The sequence below is a fragment of the Nocardia sp. CA-136227 genome, from assembly GCF_050955695.1.
Lineage (GTDB): Bacteria > Actinomycetota > Actinomycetes > Mycobacteriales > Mycobacteriaceae > Nocardia.
This window is the reverse complement of record NZ_CP192081.1, coordinates 2,678,619-2,696,569: the sequence shown is the minus strand read 5'-3', so window position 1 is coordinate 2,696,569 and position 17,951 is coordinate 2,678,619. Positions and strand designations below refer to the sequence as shown.

The following is a 17,951-nucleotide window of genomic DNA, read 5'->3' as shown; positions in this document are numbered from 1 at the left end:
CCGTTGTCAGTTACCCGGGTACACGAGTTCGACGTATTCGCTCGGCAGTTCGTCGAACGACAGCTTGCGGATCTCCACCGGGCCCGAGTGGTAGGAGTCCTCGCCGATGATCAAGCCCGCCTCGTCCACCGGCCACAGCAGCAGCTGACGGAACGAGATCAGGTAGTCGGCCTCGGGGTCCTCGACCGGGAGGCCGATCTGGGCGGCGTACGCGCCGGGGTAGATCTGGCGCAGGTAGCCCTCGGTGACCACGCAGTCGTCGTCGACCAGCAGGCGGTCCAGCTCGAACTCCAGAATGTTGGACTTGCTCTCCACGAACGCCGCGTAATAGTCGCGGACGCCGTCCCAGCCCTTCGGACCGACATCCTGGCCGAACTGCCAGAAGTGGTAGTCCGGCTCGGCCACCAGGGTCTTCATCAGACCGTCCAGGTCCGGCACGGCCTCGGCCTTCATGTGCTCGATGACGATCTCGAGCACCCGGCGGTGCCGCTCGTTGGTGGTGACGGCCAGCCGCTCCTCGAGCAGCTTCCAGGTCTTGGTGGGTTCGACGATGGCCATGGTGTGAATCTCCTTCTCCCGCACCGGCTGTGCCGTGCCCCACGATCGTCGCCGAGCGACGTGATCCGGATCACCCGCCGTCCGTCGCGGGTATCACCGCTCGGGCCCGACGCTTGTCGGGTCGGCCGCCGCCGGGGCCGACAACTGCGCGGAGGAGAGCGCCATCCGGCGCACGAACAACACCAGCGTGGCCGTGAACCGATCCAGCGCGTCGTCGACATCCCAGCCCATCACGGCCTCCACCTGCGCGATTCGCGCGGCCACCGTGGAGTGATGCAGATGCAGCTCGGTCGCGGTGCGCCGCAGCGTGCCGAAGACACAGAACGCTTCGAGGGTGTCGACCGCGAGCGCGCCCGGCTCGGTCGCGGCGAATTCGTTGATCCGCGTCACATCGGCGGTTCCCAGGAGCCGCTGCACCGGCAGATCCGACAGCAACTCCAGCGCCCCCAACCGCTCGAACGCGATCACCCTGCGCCCGTGCCAGGTCGACGACGCGAACCGCAAGGCCCGCCGCGCCTGCTCCCACGACGCGGCCGCCGCCAGCGCGGGCAACCGCTCCCCCACCCCGATCCAGGGCCCGGCCGCGCCCGCCTGGGAGGCCGGAAATGCGTGTACCACAGCGGCATTCAAGGTGTCCGACAGTCCGCGATCCACCATGGACGGCCGCCCGGGTCCGGTCGCGGTCTGCCCGAGAGCAGCGGCGTGGGGACCGATCGCGCTGACCGCGCCACGACCGTCGGCTCCACCCAAGGCGGTCAGATCCTGAACGAGCACGGCCGTCGTCGCCCCGATCACCGCCTGCCGCAGGATCGGCACGTGCTCGCCGATGATCCGCACGGCCTCCGCGGCCCCCGGCCCGGTCACCGCGAGCACGCGCGTGGCGCGCCCGGGATCCAGACCGAGCAGCCGCATGGCCCGCACCCGATCCTCCCGCCGCTCCTTCTCCGACAGCACAACTTCCAGCAGCGCCGGGTCATCCATCCGCAGCGGATCGGCCACCTGCCGCGCCGCCACCACGCGCAGACAATGCCGGAGGCGATCGAGCACCACGCCGTCCAACGGATGCGGCCGGGCCGACGTATCCGCGGGCCGCTGCTGCGGCGGACGCTCCAGCCAGACCGCAGGGTCCGAGCCGGATGCGTCAGTGGGGGCGGCCGTGGCAAGGAGCAGGCGGCCGGCGGCGTCGTAGCGGATCACGGTGCCGGAGGGCCAGCTCGCGCCGGCCGGGCATTCGGCCAGGAGCGCGGCGGCGCGAATCACGGTGTCGGCGTTGGCGGCAGACTCGTCGAAGGCGTCGAAATGGGTGATCAGCCGCAGCACCGCCGCCGGGTCCGAACCGAGCTCGGACAGCCGGAGCGGATTCGCGGGCGGCGCCGACTCGGTCACGCTGCTCCCTCCACACTGATGGGCATCCGACCAGACTGACGAGCGGCCGGGTCGACCGGAAGGGGAACGGGCGATTCGTCCAACTGGGTGGGACAGCCGTTTACGAGGCTCATCACACAGCCCCTCCGAATGCCACCAATCGGAGCTAGTGCTCGGTACGTTCTGCGCATGAGCACCACCGATGTCACGTCGGCCGGCTCGGAACGATGCTGCCGGTCCTGGTGTATCCCGCTGCTCGCGATCGTCTTGCTGATCACGCGGCGCGCCGTCGAGCCCGCGGTCAGCCTCGGATGAACAGCCGCAGGGAGGCCTCGACCACCCCGTCACGGGCGTGGTGGTCGGGGTCGGTGTCAGGACGCAGCCAGATCGAGGCGTGATTGAGAATGCCGTGCAGGCAGTGCAGGGCCACCGCGGGATCGGGGCAATCGAATGCGCCCGAATCCATGCCGCGGTCGATCACCTCGCGGAACATACGGTCGTGGCGGCGGCGCATGGTCTTGATGGCCTCGCTGTGCTCGGCGGGCCAGGGGGCGGGGAACGAGAACAGCTTGCCCACTTCGGGGTAGAGCACGGTCAGGATGTGCAGCTGTTCGGCGATCAGAATCCGCAGCTGCTCGGCCGGTGACCGGTCGGCCGCGGCGTCGAGCGCTTCGCGCAGGCGGGTCAGCACATCGGTGGTGAGCTTCTCCAGCGCGGCCGAGACCAGCGCGTCTTTGCTCGGAAAGTAGTGGTAGAGGGTGGCTTTGGCGATGTCGGTGCGTTCCGCGACGTCCTCGAAGCGCATTCCCTGGTAGCCGCTGCCGGACAGGATCTGCAGCGCGGTCGCGATCATCTCCGCCTTGCGGCGATCACGCCGGCGGGCCGCGCGCCCGGTGGGGGCGGCTTCCTCGTCCACGGTCGTACTCATCGCCCGATCATATCCGCCCCTAGGGTCCGTTAGTTCAACCACAAAGCTGGTTTACCGACTGGCAATATCAAAACTCGACCCCTAGGTTGAGAATCGTGATGGATACGACCGCACCCGAAACCGCCTACTTCCGGCGCGTCGGCGACCGCCGCTTCGTCCCCACTCACCACGCGGGCGGGGCCTGGTCCTCCGGCGAACAGCATTTCAGCCCGGTGGCCGGGCTGGTCGTGCACGAGATCCTGCGCGCCCGCACCGATCGCCCCGACCTGGTGATGAGCCGCATCGGCTTCGACATCCTCGGCCGGATCGCGTTCGAGGAGTTCGAGATTCGCGTCGAGACCATCCGGCCGGGCCGCACCATCGAACTGGTGGAGGCCACGGTGGTCATCGGCGGCCGCGACACCATCAGCGCGCGGGCCTGGTTTCTCGGCGCGCAGGACACCGGCATCGTCGCGGGCGGCGAACCGGACCGGCTGCCCGCCCCCGATGCGCTCGCACCGTGGTCCCTCACCCCCGTCTGGCCCGGCGGCTACATCGAATCGATCGAGGCCCGGCAGGTCGGCTTCCCCGAACCCGGCCGCGCCACCGCGTGGATCACCACCGCCGTGGACCTGGTCGAGGGCGAGGACGTCGATCCGCTGGCCTCCTACATCGCGCTTGTCGACACCGCGAACGGCATCGCCGTCCGGCAGGAACCCACGAAATGGATGTTCCCGAACGTCGATATGACCATCCACCTGTACCGGCAGCCCGAAACCCCGTGGGTCGGGATGGACACCTCTGTGGTGTTCGGCCACAGCGGCCAGGGCCTGACCACCACGGTCCTGCACGACCTGCGCGGCCCGGTCGGCTACGCCCAGCAGAGTCTCACCCTGCGACCGCAGCCGACCAGCTGATCCTCGCGCCTACGCGATGAAGTCGCGGATCAGCTTCACGAATTCCCGCGGCTGCTCGGCCATCACGACGTGTCCGGTGTCGACCTCCTCGTACACCGCGCCGGGGATGCCCGCGGCCAGCTCGCGGGCATTCTCCACCGGCAGGAAGGCGTCGTGCGCCGCGCCGATCACCAGGGCCGGGGCGTGAATACGCGGCAGCAGGTCGCGAATGTCCAGGCGCAGAGCCAGTTCGATCTGACGCCGCCGGTCGGTATTGGGGCGGAAGGCGGCGGCCAGCTCCTCGACGGCGTCGTAGCCGATGGTCCGCAGGTGGGTGCGGCTGAACGCCAGCAGCATCGAGTACCGGGCGAACGTGTCGGCGTCGCCGAGGAGTTCACGCCAGACGGTCAGGGCGTTGCGCAGGTATTCGTCGCCGTGGCCCGCGAAGGTCGCGACCGGGACGACGGTGCGAACCAGGTCGGGATGCAAGGCGGCGAGGGCGGCCACCACCACGCCGCCGAGGGAATGCCCGACGACGTCGACCGGGCCCGCGTCGAGGTCCCGGACCACGGCGGCCAACTGCTCCACCAGTTCTTCGACGGTCAGGTCCGCGCCGTCGTCACGTGCTGTGTCGCTGCCCGAAAGGTTCGGCAGCACAACCGTGTTGGTCTCCGCGAACGCGTCCTTGACCCGATCCCACGACCGCGCACCCGCACCGGCCCCGTGCACCAGCACCAGCGGACCTCCGGCGCCCAGCACCTCGTACGGCACCTGCGCTGTGCCCACCGTGATTTCCTTCATGTCCAGCTCCTCTCGCTCGATGTCATCGACCCTGCCAAGGGCGTCGGGCGATGAGGAGCGGAGAGTCTCCCCTAGGAGCGGCTCTCCTAGGCACCGGAAGATGGATGATATGACCATGGATCGCGACAAACTGGCGGACTTCCTGCGCCGATCCCGCGAGCGGCTACAACCGGAGGACGCGGGCCTGGCCGCCGGGCCGCGCCGCCGCACCCCGGGCCTGCGGCGTGAGGAGCTGGCCCAATTGGCGGGCGTATCAGCCGATTACGTGATGCGGCTCGAACAGGCCCGCAGCTCCCAGCCCTCGACCCAGCTGCTCGCCGCCCTCGCCCAAGCCCTGCGATTGAGCGCCGACGAACGCGACCACCTGTACCTGCTGGCCGGGCATCGGCCGCCCGCCGGGACACTGGCCGGGAACACCGTGCGACCCGCCCTGCGCTACCTGCTCGACCGCTTGGGCGACACCCCCGCCCAGCTGATCACCGACCTCGGCGACCTGCTCGCGCAGAATGCCTTGGCCGAGGCCCTGTTCGGCTGTGTCTGCACCATCGCCGAGCCGGATCGCAATATCGTGTGGCGCTGGTTCACCGAACCCACCGTCCGCGCCGCGTATCCCGCCGCGGACCACGAGAACCTGAGCCGCCTGCGGGTCGCGGACCTGCGCGCCGCCGCCACCCGCCGCGGCTACGACCACACCGCGACCGCTCTCATCGAGCGCCTCGAAGCCGCGAGCCCCGAGTTCACCGCCCTCTGGCGACGCCACGAGGTGGCCGTCCGCCGCGAAAGCCATGTGCGCGTGCACCATCCGGCCGTCGGCACCATCGAATTCGACTACGAACTACTGCACACACAGGCCGAGGACCAGCGTCTGCGGCTGTTCACCCCGCCACCGGACTCCCCCGCGGCCGAGGCCCTCGAAATCCTGCGCGCGCTCGGCCCCGACACCGCCCACCGCTCACACCGGCCCGCCGCGCACGTCACGGCTTCGTCGGAATCTCCTCGCGAGAACGCACCTGATCGATATCGATGATCAGGATCTCCCGCTCGTCGTCGGTCAGCACCTTCAGGAATCCGGGCGGATTCTCCAGCACGTACCCCATGATCGTGCCCCCGCGAGTCTCGATGCGCTCCAACGGCGCCCACGGCACCCGCACGATCGCCGCCGTCACCAGTAGAGCCAGAATCGCCACCACACCGGTGCGATGCATGACGAACAACGCGAACCGCCGCCCCTGCGCATCCCGATGCCCCTTGGCCTGCAACACGATCATGAGCGCCCCGACCACCCCCGCGATGATCAGCAGCCACCACAGCCGGTAGGTGGCCAGCAGCACCACCGCGAACAGCAGCACGATGATCAGCATCACGAGGTTCCCGGCGGTCCGGAACGACGGCTTCCCCAGCCGCCATTGGTGACTCAGCGATGCGGGCACCAGCACCGCCAGCACCACACCCGTCGCCGTCGGATCGGCCATCATCGTCCCGAACACCATCCGCGACGCGTCATCGAGCCCGATCGTGTCCGCCACCGACGCCGCCCGCACCCAGTCGGAAGCCGCCACCGCGAACAACCGCAACACCACGAACAACACCGCGGCCCCGGTCAACGACAGCCCGGTAGCCCACGCCTCCCCGTATTCACCGGACTCCGAGCCGCCCTCGCCCTCCGAATCCTGACGATCCGCCCGCCCGCTCACCCCATCGCTGCCGCCGGAAGCCATGCCGCGCAGCATAGCCACAGGTCAGAGCCTTCATACAGTGGCACGCCGGGGCAAGAGTCGGCGTGGCGATTCCACAATCGCCAAGGACGCCTGGCTAGCTTCTAGCCATGCCAGAAAATAGCGAGCCGACCTCCACACCGTCCTCGTCGCCGTCTGGGTCCGATGTCGACAGCAATGTGATCGCGGCGCGCGCGTTCGAGGCGGTCGTGTGGGGGATGCCGGCGGTCAATTTCGACCGGATGTTGGAGGCCGCGAAGGCGATCGGCAGTGGACCGAATCAGATCGTGTGCTGGTCCGAGCTGGTGGACTGGCACAACCAGACCCTCACCCCGAATCCGAACGCCATCTACCTGATGCCGTTCTACGACACCTCCGACGGGCCCATCGTCCTCGACATCCCGCCCGCCGAGGGCGATTCGACGATCACCGGGTCCATCGACTCGGTCTGGCAGACTCCGCTCGCCGACGTCGGCCCGGCCGGTACCGACAAGGGCCAGGGTGGCCGCTATCTGATCCTGCCGCCGGGCTACAACGGCGAGGTCCCGGACGGGTTCATTCCGCTGTGTTCGGAAACCAAGGCCGGATTCGCGCTGCTGCGCTCGAACCTGAAGAGCGGCAGCGATGCCGACATCGCCGCCGCCGTCGCCTACGGAAGACGGTGCGGCCTCTACCGCCTCGACGCCGCCGCGAGCCCGCCGCCCACCACCTACGTGGACGCCTCCGGCAAGGACTTCGACGCCACCATCCCCTACAACCGCGACTACTTCACCGCCCTGAACCGGCAGGTGCAGGCCGAGCCCTGGTTGGCCCGCGACATGGCCATGATCGACCAGGTCGCCAGCCTCGGCATCAAGAAGGGCTCACCGTTCCAACCGGATTCGGCCATCGGCAAGGTCTTCGACAGCGCTGCCGCCGACGCCCGCAAGTGGCTCGACGCGCTGTACGTGAAGGGCTTCACCCCCGCCTACTACGACAACGCCCACTGGGCCCTGCCCGTCGATCAAACCTTGATCAACGACCTGCAGAACGGCTACACCGACGCCTCCAGCTACCCCGTCGACATCCGTGGTGTCACATACTCGTTCGCGTTCTTCTCCGCCAAGAGCCTCGGCACCGGCCAGTTCTACCTGGTCGGCATCGAGGACAAGGACGGCAAGCCCCTCGACGGCGGCAAGAACTACCGCCTCACCGTCCCCGCCAACGCCCCCGTCTCCCTCTACTGGTCCGCGACCGCCTACAACCGCGATACCCATGCCCTGATCAAGAACGCCGACTGGCCCAGCCGCGCCTCCAACACCCCTGATCTGCAACCCAATTCCGACGGCTCCTTCGACCTCTACCTGGGCCCGACCGCCCCCGACGGCAAGAAGCCGAACTGGATCCCCACAAAATCCGGCGAGGGCTTCGAAATCGTCTTCCGCTTCTACGGCCCCCAGCCACCCCTGTTCGACAAGACCTGGAAACTCCCCGACATCCAGCCCTCCTGACCGCGAACGCGCCTCAGCGCTCCCAGACCCGGCTGTCGAGGAACGACCGCCACGCCGTGTCCGGGAACCACAGTTCGGGGCCGCCCGGATTCTTCGAGTCCCGCACCCCCACAGCCCCTTCACCGAGGTAGACCTCAACGCATTGCTGTGCGGAGTCGGACCAGCTCGACTTGAACCACTGGCGGGTTGGCGGGAGCCTCTTCATCCGGCGTACTCCTTCGCGAGTGCGACCACCATGTCTCTGGTGTCCGTTTCCGACGACGCTACCGCCCGCATGGCTGTGATCGCTTGCGAATACTGATCGATCTCCTCCGCGCGTTCGTGGTACAGACTTCCGACCACACCTTCGACGAGAACCACTGTCGGCAAGGCGATTCCACTGGTTGCTTTGGGGAACTCCAGCAGGGTGAACGGCTGGATGGTCAGCCCGCGGTGCGGACGGGACTCGAATGGGATGACACGAATACTGATGTTGTCGCGTTCACCGATCTCAGCCATCCAGCGCAGCTGGGCCGCCATGACTTCCGGGGGCGCCGGCCGGTGGCGAAGAACCGCCTCCGACACGAGAGCTTCGAGTCGGAACCCGTCCTCATACAGACGAACTTGGCGGCGAGCCGTGAGTTCGAGTCGGCGCTCGACATTCACCGCGGAAAGGTCGGGTTTATCGATCTGGATAATCGCACGACGGTATCCGGGAGTCTGTAGCAGACCGGGCACGATCACCGGCTGATGCACGACCACTCGACTCGCCGCACCTTCGAGACGGAGAAACCGCGGAAAGGTTGGAGCCATCTGGTCGGTATATGCCTTCCAGAAGCCTTTCGAATTCCCTTGCGCCTTGGCAATTCTGTCCTGTTCGGAGATTTCGGACCACAGCCGCAGCGCCTCGTCGCAGACCTCGGGCGAAGCACCGTAGTGATCCAGCAGCAGCCCGATCAGCGGCCTCGTGAGCTTGGTCGGACTCCCCTCCTCCATCCTCATGATGACCTGACGAGACACCTCCAGCCCGGCCGCTGCGGCAAGCAGTGTCTGATGCGCTTCTTCACGTACGCCACGCATGAAGTTCCCGAAATCCATGCGAGAGACCGTCAATCCAGTCATTTCTTAGCCTCGCTATCAGGGATATGACCTCCGCGGACATGACCGCCGCGGACATTCATCGTATTTCAGCGAGATGTCGTCAGTGGGCCAGTCCGGCAATGTTTTTCGATGTCTACTTATTCCTGAGCGCTCACCTCGGAAAATCGGACACGACATCGGGAGTCGTAATGCCTTGGGATGCTTGGGTTTTGTCGGTGATGACCGCTTTGGGTGGGTTGTCGATCGCGTTCTGCGTGATCGAGGACATCAGGAGTTCCCGCAATGCGGAACGCGGTCGGGTGGGGAGACATCGGGCGCAGCGGCGGCGGGTCAGGGGCTGAGCCGTGCGGGCGATCAGTCATGAGGTGCCGGATTATCCGGTGCAGAATCTCGAGGTGGCGCGGCGCGGGCTCGAGGCGCATCGCGACTGCGGTAAGGAGTGTGAGGCCAAGCGGTATTTCACGGCGTTGGTGCCGCATCTGGAGATGATCGCGCGGCGGCGGGCGGCTTCGGCGGGATGGAATCTGTGGGCGCGGGAACCGTGAGGCGAAACGGGCCTGACAACGCACCGGCCGGAAGCCTGTGCAGGGCTTCCGGCCGGGGCGGGTCAGGGTCGGGTTGGGTTACGCGGCACCGAAGTTCGACTCGTCGGCATCGTGCTCGCCGTCGGTGTCGTCCAACTCGTCGATGTCATCCAGCTCGTCGGTGAGGTCGTCCTCGAGGTCGAGCTCTTCGATGTCGGTGGCGGGGCCGCCCGCGTAGGCGAACTCCGCCAGCTGGCCGGCGAGGCTGTTGGGGACGCGGGCGCGGACCCGGGTGCCGGTTTCCTCGTGGTCGGTGCTGAGGATCTTGCCGTCCGCGTGGATGCGGGCGAGCAGGTCGCCGCGGGTGTAGGGCAGCAAAACGCTGACCTCGACATCCAGGCCGCCGAGGATCTGGCCGAGGCGGTCGCGGAGCTGGTCGATGCCCTCGCCGGTGCGGGCCGAGACGAAGGCCGCGTCCGGGAGCCAGCCGCGCAGCTGGGTCAGTTCCAGGGGGTCCAGCGCGTCGATCTTGTTGACCACCAGGAACTCCGGCGGCGCGGGAGTCTTGGTTTCCCGCAGGACGTCGGTGATGACCTCGCGCACGGCCTTGATCTGCTGATCCGGCAGCGCGTCGGAGCCGTCGACCACGTGCAGCAGCAGGTCCGCGCCGGTCACCTCTTCCAGGGTGGACCGGAACGCCTCGACCAGCTGGGTGGGCAGGTGGCGGACGAAGCCGACGGTGTCGGTGAACACGACCTCACGACCGTCCTCCAGCGCCGCGCGGCGGGTGGTCGGATCCAGGGTGGCGAACAGGGCGTCCTGCACCAGGATGCCGGCATCGGTCAACGCGTTCATCAGGGACGACTTGCCCGCGTTGGTGTAGCCGACGATCGCGACCTGCGGAATGCCGCTGGACGAGCGCTTGGCGCGCTTGGTGTCGCGGGCGGTCTTCATCTCGCGGATCTCGCGGCGCAGCTTCGCCATTCGCTCACGAATCCGGCGACGATCGGTCTCGATCTTGGTCTCACCGGGACCACGCAGACCCACACCGCCATTGCTGCCCGCACGACCACCGGCCTGCCGGGACATGGACTCACCCCAACCGCGCAGACGCGGCAGCATGTATTCCATCTGGGCCAGCGACACCTGCGCCTTGCCCTCCCGCGAGGTGGCGTGCTGGGCGAAGATGTCCAGAATCAGCGCGGTGCGGTCGATGACCTTCACCTTGACGATCTTCTCCAGCGCGGTCAGCTGCGCGGGCGAGAGCTCACCGTCACAGACGACGGTGTCGGCGCCGTGCTCGAGCACCATGCCGCGCAGCTCGTCGGCCTTGCCCGAGCCGATGTAGGTGGACTTGTCCGGCTTGTCGCGGCGCTGGATCAGCGCGTCGAGCACCTCCGAACCCGCGGTCTCCGCGAGCGCGGCCAGCTCGGCCATGCTCGCGTCGGCCTGCGCGGCCGTGCCCTCGGTCCAGACACCGACCAGAACGACCCGCTCCAGTCGCAGCTGCCGGTACTCGACCTCGGTGACGTCCTCGAGCTCGGTGGACAGACCCGCGACGCGACGCAGCGCGGCGCGCTCCTCGAGCTGCTGCTCGCCGACGGTCGGCGCGGCCGACCAGCCATTGCGGCCGGTCTCGGGCGCGTCGTTGGTCTCCTCGTCGAGGTCCTCGGCGGGAGTGAACTCATACGTTTCTGGCTTACTCATACACCTCCATAGTCCCACGTCCCAACGAACGACCGCACTCGGTTATTTCGGGGCGACCACCATGCGACACCCGCGTCACCGCTCACGACCTGGTCACGAACCGCTCGCCTGCGCGCACGATCACATCGTCGAGCACCTCGCGGGACCGCAGCAGGTCCGCGATCGTCCGGTCGATGCGGTCGCGTTCGGAACGCAACTCGTCCACCAGCTCGGGGGTGGCGCGCTCGTTCGCGCCGCCGTCGACGTCCCGCATGCACGGGAGGATCTCGAAGATCTTCTTGCTGTTGAGGCCGGCCGCGAACAGCTCCTGGATGTGGATCACCCGATCGACCGCGAGCTCCGGGTAATCGCGTTGCCCGCCGGGCGTGCGGTCGGCGACCAGCAGACCCTGCTCCTCGTAGTAGCGCAGCGACCGATCGCTCACGCCGGTGCGTTTTGCCAGCTCACCGATTCGCATGCGGCACTCCGGAATCCGAGGCTTGCACCTCACATTGATGTCAGGTTTTACCTTACCGGCATGACGAACACAGACCTCTTCACCACCGGCCGCGTCGGCGCACTCGACCTCCCCAACCGCCTCGTGATGGCCCCGATGACCCGCAATCGCGCGGCCGCCGACGGCACCCCGACCGAGCTCATGGCCGCCTACTACACCCAGCGCGCGACCGCCGGACTGATCATCGCCGAGGCCGCCACCCCGAACCAGGTCGGACTGACCTACCCGAATATCCCGGCCATCTACACCGATTCGCACATCGCGGGCTGGCGGCGGGTCACCGACTCGGTGCGGGCCGCGGGCGGGCGCATGGTGCTGCAACTCCAGCACGGCGGCCGCGTCGGACACCCGGACAACAGCGGGCTGACTCCCGTCGCGCCGTCCGCCATCGCGCTGCCCGACACCGTGCACACCCCCACCGGGCACCAGGACGCGGTCACCCCGCGCGAACTCACCGTCGCCGAAATCCAGGACACCGTCGCCGATTTCGTCACCGCCGCCCGCAATGCGATCGCGGCCGGATTCGAGGGCGTCGAAATCCACAGCGCCAACGGCTATCTGCTGCACCAGTTCCTGTCCGACAACACCAACCAGCGCACCGACGCCTACGGGGGTTCGATCGCCAACCGGATCCGCTTCACCGTCGAGGTGGTGGACGCGGTGATCGCGGCCATCGGAGCCGAGCGGGTCGGGGTGCGGATCGCGCCCGGGGTGAACGTGAACGGCATCGCCGAGACCGACACCGACGAGCTGTACCCGGCGCTCGTGTCCGCGCTCGCGCAGCGGCACCCCGCCTACCTCCACGTGGTCTTCGCCGACCCGGAAAGCGGCCTGTTCCACCGCATCCGGAGCCTGTGGCCGACCACCCTGATCGCGAACCCGAACCTCGGCTGGGGCGTCCCGCTACCCGCCGACGGCGGAGCCGCCGCGGCCGAGGCGCTCCTCGGCGCGGGCGCGGACCTGGTCTCGCTGGGCCGCTCGTTCCTGGCCAATCCGGACCTGGTGGAACGCCTGCGGATCGGCGCGACGCTCAACACCGTCCGCGACGCGCACCTGATGTACGTCGGCGGCGCGACCGGCTACACCGACTACCCGGTGCTCGACACGGTCGCCGCGTGAGCGAAGGCTCAGGCGTCCTGCCACCACTTGGCCGCGATGCGGCCCGTCGCCACCAGTTCCGACGGGCCGCGCAGCCACGCCGAACCGTGCTCGATGCCGACGGTCACCACGCCGCCGGGAATGCGGACCTTCACATGCCCGGTGTCGGAGGCGAGGTCGAAGCCGTCGCGGGCCAGGGCGGCGGCCGCAGCCGCGACGGTTCCCGTGCCACAGGATCGGGTCTCGCCCACGCCGCGCTCGTACACGCGCATGTTCACACCCCGCTCGCCGTCGGAGCCGACATTCAACATGGTGAGGATCTCGACGTTCACACCGTGCGGGAACAGCGTGTGATCGAAGCCGGGGGCCTGCTCGAGGTCGAGGTCGGCGAGCAGCGCCGGAGTCAGGTCCGGATCCACGCAGGCCAGGTGCGGATTGCCGACGTCGATGCCGATCCCGGTGAATTCCCGTCCACTCAGCGTCGCCGTCGAGGGACCGAGGTTCTTCACAATGCCCATGGCGACGGTCACTTCACCGTGCACAGGGTCGGCGTGGTGCACGACCACCGGCCGCGCGCCCGCCCGGGAGCCGACCACGAACTCGGAACGCTGCTCCAGCCCGGTCGCGACGAGGTAGTGCGCGAACACCCGCACCCCATTGCCGCACATCTCGGCGATGGACCCGTCCGCGTTGCGGTAGTCCATGAACCAGTCGTCCACGTCGACGCCCTCGGGCAGCGCGGCCAGCACGCCGGTCTCGATCAGCGCGCCCGCGCGGGCCACCCGCAGCACCCCGTCCGCGCCGAGCCCCCGCTGCCGGTCGCACAGGGCGGCGATCCGGGATTCGGTGAGCTGCAGCCAGGCGTCCGGGTCCGGCAGCACCACGAAATCGTTCTGGGTGCCGTGGCCCTTGCTGAATTCGATATCGGCGGCGCTGCTCTCGCTCGTCATGGTCATTACGGTAGCGCCCGGCGCTGACGGGAGATTTCGTAGAGGGCCACCGCGGCCGCGGACGGCATGCCGAGCGTGCCGTCGGTGGGGATGCAGACCAGTTCGTCGCACACCTGCCGCCAGCCCGGAGCCAGGGCCTCGGTCTCGTCGCCGAGCACCAGCACCGTGCCGCCGTCGAACTTCGCGTCGTCGAGGGCCAGGCCGCCGCGGTCGTCACTGCCGACGATCCGCGTCGAGATGCCACGCGCCCGCTGCCGGTCCCGGAACGCCGCCACCTGCGCCGGACCCGAGGTGCGCAACACGGGCACCTCGAACAGGGCGCCGTCGGAGGCGCGCACGCTCTGCGGGTCGTATTGGTCGGCGCCGGAACCGGTCACGATCACCCCGCCCGCCCCGAACGCCGCCGCCGATCGGATCAACGCGCCCAACCGGATCGCCGACGCGGGCCGGTCCACGACCACCACGGTCGCCGGATCCTCCGCGGTGCCCGGCGCGAAGTCCTCGAGCTCGGGCCGACGCGTCACCGCGACCGCCACCAGTTCCGGCACCGGCTCGCTCGGTTCGGCCAGTTCGGCCATCACCTCCGGCACCAGGCCGATGCTGGGCACGCCACTGGAATCCAGCACCCGCCGCACCCACGGCGACGGTTCCGGATCGCCCAGCCGGTAGACCAGAGTCTCCAGCGGCCAACGGCATTCGAGGGCGCGGCTGATGGGCCGCATGCCCTGCACCAGGAATCGGGAATCCCGGGTGCGTGCGGCGCGGGTGGTCAGGTAGGCCTGCCACACCCCGACCGCGGCGGTGCGTGTGTTCGCGCGACGCGTCACTGTGGTTGTTCCTGTTCGTCCCTCAACGGTGCGGCTCGAGGAGGGCCAGCGCGGTCTCCGCCAGGGCGGGATCCGCGCCGTCCACCCATCGCACCCGCTGATCTCGGCGGAACCACGACCGCTGTCGCCGGACATAGCGCCGGGTGCCGATGAAGGTGCGCTCCTGAGCTTCGTTCAGGTCGTATTCGTTGTCCAGGAAATCGAGGACTTGGGCGTAACCGATGGCGCGGCGGGCGGTTTGGCCGTGGCGCAGACCGTGCGCGAGCAAGCCCTCGACCTCGTCGAGCAGACCGGATTCGAACATCTTCGCGGTGCGCAGTTCGATGCGGGCATCCAGTTCGGCGGTCTCGCGATCGACACCGATAATGGCCGTGCCCCAACGTGGTTCACCGATCTGGGGCGCCGAGGCGGCGAACGGCTGCCCGGTCAGCTCCACCACCTCGAGCGCGCGCACCATGCGGCGGCCGTCAGTCGGCAGGATCGTCTGCGCGGCCACCGGATCGGCCTGTTTCAGCGCCTCGTGCACGGCGACCGTGCCGCGGTCGGCCAGCACCGTCTCCCATTTGGCGCGGATCTCCGGATCGGTGGCCGGGAAGTCCCAATCGTCCAGCAGCGCTTGCACGTACATCATGGAGCCGCCCACGATGACCGGGGTGCGGCCGCGCGCCATGATCGCCTCCACGTCGGCCCGGGCCGCCGCCTGATACGAGGCGACGGTGGCGGTTTCGGTGATGTCGAGGACGTCGAGCTGGTGGTGCGGGATGCCGCGGCGTTCGGCGACCGGGAGTTTCGCGGTGCCGATGTCCATGCCGCGGTAGAGCTGCATGGCGTCGATATTGACGATCTCGCCGTCCAGGCGTTCCGCCAGATCCAGGGCCAGATCGGACTTTCCGGTGGCGGTGGGGCCGACGACCGCGACGGGGCGGGTCACGCGGTGACCCCGCTGCCGGAGGAGAGGGTCGGGCGCCACACGCTGACGTGGTAGGCGACGCCGAACGGGGCTGCGGCGTAGCGGGTTTCGACCTGTGGATCGGCGGGGTCGGCGGCGAACAGTCCGGCCAGCGCCTGGTAGGCGGGCCGGCCCTCCACCTCGATCTCGGCGCACAGGGTGGTGTCGAGGGCGGCGAGGGCCTGGCGATCGCCCGCGCTCAGGGCGCGATCGATGTCGGCCTGCACGCCCTCGGCGCGCTCGTCCAGGTATCGGGGAGCCTTCAGGGAGAGGGTGGCCGCGCCGTCGGCAACCACCAGGACACCGACCGGTTCGGATTCTGTGTCGAGTTCCGCGCGCAGCGCCCGGCCGAAGGCCGAACACTCCTCCGCGGTGGCATCGGCCGAGATCAGACGGCATTCCGCGACGGTGTCGGGCGCTACCTGCTCGCGTAGCCAGCCCGCGATCAGCGCGGGCAGCGGTAACAGGACATCCGCGACACGCTCGGCAACCCGGCCTGACAAACCGACCCGCACGTCCACGCCGTAGCCCCGGAAGGTGCCGACCGCGTCAGCTCCGATCACCCGGCCCGAATCGCCCGCGCCCGAGCCCTCCCCCGGCTCCGCCACGCCGACGACGACCCATCGCGACACGCGGGCGGCCAAGTCCTCACCCGCGGCCAACACCGCAGCTCGCAGCTCCGCGACAGCCCCCTCGACGGCAGACCCGGCCGCACCCTCCAGTTCGGGAACCAGCACAGGCGGCGAGGGGACCAGTGACGCAACACAGAACACGCCGTCAACCGTAGCGCTACCGCACCTCACCAGCCCCACCCCCGCCGATCGCCGCGCCGCCGAAGCGGCCTCAAAGACAGCATTTCGCATCTCAGCCTGGTTGAATGGGATGAGCTAGACCGATGAGCTAGGGCGTAACCAGGCAGCCGTGACGCGCGGCAGGGACGAGGAGCTATGACCGACAACAACGGAAACGAGAAGGCTACCCACCCGGAGTCGACCCCGACGCCCCAGCCCGGCGCCGCCGTGCCTGCCCCGAGCGAGAGCGCCAAGCCATCACCGGCGGCCGCCGCCGCACCCCGCCCGGGGGGCCCGCGCCGCAAACCCGAAACTCCCAAACCGCACGCCATGCCCGGCCCGGCCGCCGCGCATCCGCACCCGGTCGTGGTGCCCAGCGTCAGCGACCCCAGCCAGTGGGGACGCGTCGACGACGACGGCACCGCCTGGGTCAAGACCGCCGACGGCGAGCGGGTGATCGGCTCCTGGCAGGCCGGTGACGCCGCCGAGGGTCTGGCCCACTTCGGCCGCCGCTATGACGATCTGGCCACCGAGGTGGCGCTGCTGGAGGCCCGCCTGGCCGCCGGCACCGACGCCCGCAAGACCAAGACCGCCGCCACCGCGCTTGCCGAAACGTTGCCGACGGCCGCGGTGATCGGTGATCTGGACGGTCTGACCACCCGGCTGCAGGCGATCATCGAACACTCCGACGAGGCGGCCGCGCACGCCAAGGAGGAGAAGGACCGCACCCGGCACGAGCAAACCGAGCGCAAAGAGGCCTTGGCAGCCGAGGCCGAGCATATCGCCAACGACTCCACCCAGTGGAAGGTCGCCGGCGACCGGCTCCGCGAGATCCTCGACGAGTGGAAGACCATTCGCGGCGTGGACCGCAAGGTCGACGACGCGCTGTGGCGCCGCTTCTCCAAGGCCCGCGAGGCGTTCAACCGCCGCCGCGGGGCGCACTTCGCCGATCTGGATCGCGAACGCGCCGCCGCCAAGGGCCGCAAGGAAGAGCTCTGCGTCCGCGCCGAGGAACTGTCCGGCTCGACCGACTGGTCCGGCACCGCCGCCATCTTCCGTGAGCTGCTGACGGAGTGGAAGGCCGCCGGTCGCGCTCCCCGCGAGGCCGACGAGCAGCTGTGGCGTCGCTTCAAGGCCGCCCAGGACGTGTTCTTCGCCGCCCGCAACTCCGCGGCCAGCGAACGCGACCACGAGTTCGAGCAGAACGCCTCCCTCAAGGAGGAACTGCTGAAGGCCTACGAGCACATCAACCCCGAGACCGGGCTCGATGCCGCTCGCAACGCCCTGCGCGAACTCCAGGAGAAGTGGGACGCCATCGGCAAGGTGCCCCGCGAGCGCATGCACGACCTGGAATCGCGACTGCGCGCCATCGAGAAGAAGGTCCGCGAGGCCGCCGACGCCCAGTGGCGCCGCACCGACCCCGAGGCCATGGCCCGCGCCGCCCAGTTCCGCGAGCGCGTCGCCCAGTTCGAGGAGCAGGCCGCCAAGGCCCAGGCCGCGGGCAAGACCCGCGACGCGGAGAAGGCCCTGGAGCAGGCCAAGCAGTGGCGCGAATGGGCCGATGCCGCCGAGGGCGCGGTCAGCCAGCGCTGAGAACGCCGATCGCCTGGATCCCCTTGCGGCCCAGGCGATCGGCTCATGTCCTGCCGAAGAAGGTCCGGCGGCAATCCGATCAGGTTGCGGCCGGGCCTTTTTCGCGCCGCCGCCACCTGATCGACCTCCCCGCGGGCACGACCGCGGCGGTCTGCGCCACCCGGTGACCGCAGCGCTCGACGGAACGCCGAGATCGCACGAAAA

General features: G+C 69.0%; 19 protein-coding genes and 1 pseudogene. 7 read left to right on the top strand and 13 right to left on the bottom strand.

All coding sequences use genetic code 11. From position 1 onward, the window contains the following. Window positions 1-6: 6 nt before the first annotated feature. Both ACQP06_RS12380 and ACQP06_RS12375 read right to left on the bottom strand, forming a co-directional pair. Window positions 7-558 (bottom strand): nuclear transport factor 2 family protein, encoded by a 552-nt coding sequence (locus ACQP06_RS12380; protein ID WP_433672353.1) that lies wholly within the window; start codon window positions 556-558, stop codon window positions 7-9. Window positions 559-651: 93 nt separating this feature from the next. Next, a complete protein-coding gene (locus tag ACQP06_RS12375) occupies window positions 652-1,944 on the bottom strand; it encodes a PucR family transcriptional regulator (protein WP_433672352.1) in 1,293 nt (430 codons plus the stop codon). 168 nt (window positions 1,945-2,112) lie between these two features. Between ACQP06_RS12375 and ACQP06_RS12370 the strand changes: the two genes are divergently transcribed. After that, window positions 2,113-2,238 (top strand): hypothetical protein, encoded by a 126-nt coding sequence (locus tag ACQP06_RS12370; protein ID WP_433672351.1) that lies wholly within the window; start codon window positions 2,113-2,115, stop codon window positions 2,236-2,238. Here ACQP06_RS12370 and ACQP06_RS12365 read toward each other — a convergent pair. After that, a complete protein-coding gene (locus ACQP06_RS12365) occupies window positions 2,225-2,851 on the bottom strand; it encodes a TetR/AcrR family transcriptional regulator (protein ID WP_357282915.1) in 627 nt (208 codons plus the stop codon). The two genes, ACQP06_RS12370 and ACQP06_RS12365, sit on opposite strands and share 14 nt — an antisense overlap. A 98-nt stretch (window positions 2,852-2,949) precedes the next feature. Between ACQP06_RS12365 and ACQP06_RS12360 the strand changes: the two genes are divergently transcribed. Beyond that, complete coding sequence (locus tag ACQP06_RS12360; protein WP_433672350.1) at window positions 2,950-3,747, top strand: thioesterase family protein; 798 nt, start codon at window positions 2,950-2,952, stop codon at window positions 3,745-3,747. 9 nt (window positions 3,748-3,756) lie between these two features. On the opposite strand, the gene ACQP06_RS12355 is transcribed toward ACQP06_RS12360, so the two are convergent. Then, window positions 3,757-4,527 (bottom strand): alpha/beta fold hydrolase, encoded by a 771-nt coding sequence (locus tag ACQP06_RS12355; protein WP_433672349.1) that lies wholly within the window; start codon window positions 4,525-4,527, stop codon window positions 3,757-3,759. Window positions 4,528-4,642: 115 nt separating this feature from the next. Between ACQP06_RS12355 and ACQP06_RS12350 the strand changes: the two genes are divergently transcribed. Further along, on the top strand, window positions 4,643-5,554 hold the full coding sequence (locus tag ACQP06_RS12350) for a helix-turn-helix domain-containing protein (RefSeq protein WP_433672348.1): 912 nt from the start codon (window positions 4,643-4,645) through the stop codon (window positions 5,552-5,554). On the opposite strand, the gene ACQP06_RS12345 is transcribed toward ACQP06_RS12350, so the two are convergent. Further along, window positions 5,502-6,263, bottom strand: a complete 762-nt coding sequence (locus ACQP06_RS12345) for a hypothetical protein (protein WP_433672347.1) — start codon at window positions 6,261-6,263, stop codon at window positions 5,502-5,504. The two genes, ACQP06_RS12350 and ACQP06_RS12345, sit on opposite strands and share 53 nt — an antisense overlap. Window positions 6,264-6,352: 89 nt before the next feature. Between ACQP06_RS12345 and ACQP06_RS12340 the strand changes: the two genes are divergently transcribed. Beyond that, complete coding sequence (locus tag ACQP06_RS12340; RefSeq protein ID WP_433672346.1) at window positions 6,353-7,732, top strand: DUF1214 domain-containing protein; 1,380 nt, start codon at window positions 6,353-6,355, stop codon at window positions 7,730-7,732. 13 nt (window positions 7,733-7,745) lie between these two features. Here ACQP06_RS12340 and ACQP06_RS12335 read toward each other — a convergent pair whose 3' ends face one another. Together ACQP06_RS12335 and ACQP06_RS12330 are read right to left on the bottom strand one after the other, a co-directional pair. Continuing rightward, complete coding sequence (locus tag ACQP06_RS12335) at window positions 7,746-7,937, bottom strand: DUF397 domain-containing protein (RefSeq protein WP_433672345.1); 192 nt, start codon at window positions 7,935-7,937, stop codon at window positions 7,746-7,748. Beyond that, window positions 7,934-8,809, bottom strand: a complete 876-nt coding sequence (locus tag ACQP06_RS12330) for a helix-turn-helix domain-containing protein (protein ID WP_433672344.1) — start codon at window positions 8,807-8,809, stop codon at window positions 7,934-7,936. The genes ACQP06_RS12335 and ACQP06_RS12330 overlap by 4 nt, the downstream gene beginning before the upstream one ends. A 383-nt stretch (window positions 8,810-9,192) precedes the next feature. Between ACQP06_RS12330 and ACQP06_RS12325 the strand changes: the two genes are divergently transcribed. Beyond that, entirely contained in the window at window positions 9,193-9,357 is a 165-nt protein-coding gene (locus tag ACQP06_RS12325; RefSeq protein ID WP_433672343.1) for a hypothetical protein, read from the top strand. A 207-nt stretch (window positions 9,358-9,564) separates the two neighbouring features. Here ACQP06_RS12325 and hflX read toward each other — a convergent pair. Both hflX and ACQP06_RS12315 read right to left on the bottom strand, forming a co-directional pair. Then, window positions 9,565-11,043, bottom strand: a pseudogene (gene hflX, locus ACQP06_RS12320) (GTPase HflX); the annotation flags it as partial. Between the two features lie 82 nt (window positions 11,044-11,125). Further along, on the bottom strand, window positions 11,126-11,500 hold the full coding sequence (locus ACQP06_RS12315; RefSeq protein ID WP_433672342.1) for a MerR family transcriptional regulator: 375 nt from the start codon (window positions 11,498-11,500) through the stop codon (window positions 11,126-11,128). Window positions 11,501-11,560: 60 nt separating this feature from the next. Here ACQP06_RS12315 and ACQP06_RS12310 point away from each other — a divergent pair, with 60 nt between their 5' ends. Continuing rightward, window positions 11,561-12,658, top strand: coding sequence for an alkene reductase (locus ACQP06_RS12310; RefSeq protein WP_433672341.1), 1,098 nt, complete (start codon window positions 11,561-11,563; stop codon window positions 12,656-12,658). An 8-nt stretch (window positions 12,659-12,666) separates the two neighbouring features. Here the strand turns inward: ACQP06_RS12310 and dapF are convergent, their stop codons facing one another. Genes dapF through ACQP06_RS12290 form a run of 4 tightly spaced genes read right to left on the bottom strand, consistent with a single transcriptional unit; the run spans window position 12,667 to window position 16,100 of the window. Further along, the gene (gene dapF / locus ACQP06_RS12305; RefSeq protein ID WP_433672340.1) at window positions 12,667-13,587 is read right to left on the bottom strand and encodes a diaminopimelate epimerase; all 921 of its coding nucleotides are present in this window, start codon (window positions 13,585-13,587) and stop codon (window positions 12,667-12,669) included. A 5-nt stretch (window positions 13,588-13,592) separates the two neighbouring features. Beyond that, the gene (locus ACQP06_RS12300; protein ID WP_433672339.1) at window positions 13,593-14,414 is read right to left on the bottom strand and encodes a TrmH family RNA methyltransferase; all 822 of its coding nucleotides are present in this window, start codon (window positions 14,412-14,414) and stop codon (window positions 13,593-13,595) included. A gap of 22 nt (window positions 14,415-14,436) precedes the next feature. Beyond that, window positions 14,437-15,345: a tRNA (adenosine(37)-N6)-dimethylallyltransferase MiaA gene (miaA, locus tag ACQP06_RS12295; RefSeq protein ID WP_387306312.1), complete on the bottom strand. Its 909-nt coding sequence runs from the start codon at window positions 15,343-15,345 to the stop codon at window positions 14,437-14,439. After that, window positions 15,342-16,100, bottom strand: coding sequence for a hypothetical protein (locus ACQP06_RS12290; protein WP_433672338.1), 759 nt, complete (start codon window positions 16,098-16,100; stop codon window positions 15,342-15,344). Before ACQP06_RS12290 ends, miaA begins: the two co-directional genes overlap by 4 nt. Window positions 16,101-16,310: 210 nt before the next feature. On the opposite strand from ACQP06_RS12290, the gene ACQP06_RS12285 reads away from it, so the two are divergent. Then, window positions 16,311-17,747 (top strand): DUF349 domain-containing protein, encoded by a 1,437-nt coding sequence (locus ACQP06_RS12285; protein WP_433672337.1) that lies wholly within the window; start codon window positions 16,311-16,313, stop codon window positions 17,745-17,747. Window positions 17,748-17,951 lie beyond the last annotated feature (204 nt).

Coding starts and splice junctions, on each gene's coding strand:
- ACQP06_RS12285 (WP_433672337.1), top strand. CDS start 16,311: ATGACCGACAACAACGGAAACGAGAAGGCTACCCACCCGGAGTCGACC.
- ACQP06_RS12315 (WP_433672342.1), bottom strand. CDS start 11,500: ATGCGAATCGGTGAGCTGGCAAAACGCACCGGCGTGAGCGATCGGTCG.
- ACQP06_RS12350 (WP_433672348.1), top strand. CDS start 4,643: ATGGATCGCGACAAACTGGCGGACTTCCTGCGCCGATCCCGCGAGCGG.
- ACQP06_RS12365 (WP_357282915.1), bottom strand. CDS start 2,851: ATGAGTACGACCGTGGACGAGGAAGCCGCCCCCACCGGGCGCGCGGCC.
- ACQP06_RS12380 (WP_433672353.1), bottom strand. CDS start 558: ATGGCCATCGTCGAACCCACCAAGACCTGGAAGCTGCTCGAGGAGCGG.
- ACQP06_RS12310 (WP_433672341.1), top strand. CDS start 11,561: ATGACGAACACAGACCTCTTCACCACCGGCCGCGTCGGCGCACTCGAC.
- ACQP06_RS12330 (WP_433672344.1), bottom strand. CDS start 8,809: ATGGATTTCGGGAACTTCATGCGTGGCGTACGTGAAGAAGCGCATCAG.
- ACQP06_RS12355 (WP_433672349.1), bottom strand. CDS start 4,527: ATGAAGGAAATCACGGTGGGCACAGCGCAGGTGCCGTACGAGGTGCTG.
- dapF (WP_433672340.1), bottom strand. CDS start 13,587: ATGACGAGCGAGAGCAGCGCCGCCGATATCGAATTCAGCAAGGGCCAC.
- ACQP06_RS12360 (WP_433672350.1), top strand. CDS start 2,950: ATGGATACGACCGCACCCGAAACCGCCTACTTCCGGCGCGTCGGCGAC.
- ACQP06_RS12340 (WP_433672346.1), top strand. CDS start 6,353: ATGCCAGAAAATAGCGAGCCGACCTCCACACCGTCCTCGTCGCCGTCT.
- ACQP06_RS12335 (WP_433672345.1), bottom strand. CDS start 7,937: ATGAAGAGGCTCCCGCCAACCCGCCAGTGGTTCAAGTCGAGCTGGTCC.
- ACQP06_RS12370 (WP_433672351.1), top strand. CDS start 2,113: ATGAGCACCACCGATGTCACGTCGGCCGGCTCGGAACGATGCTGCCGG.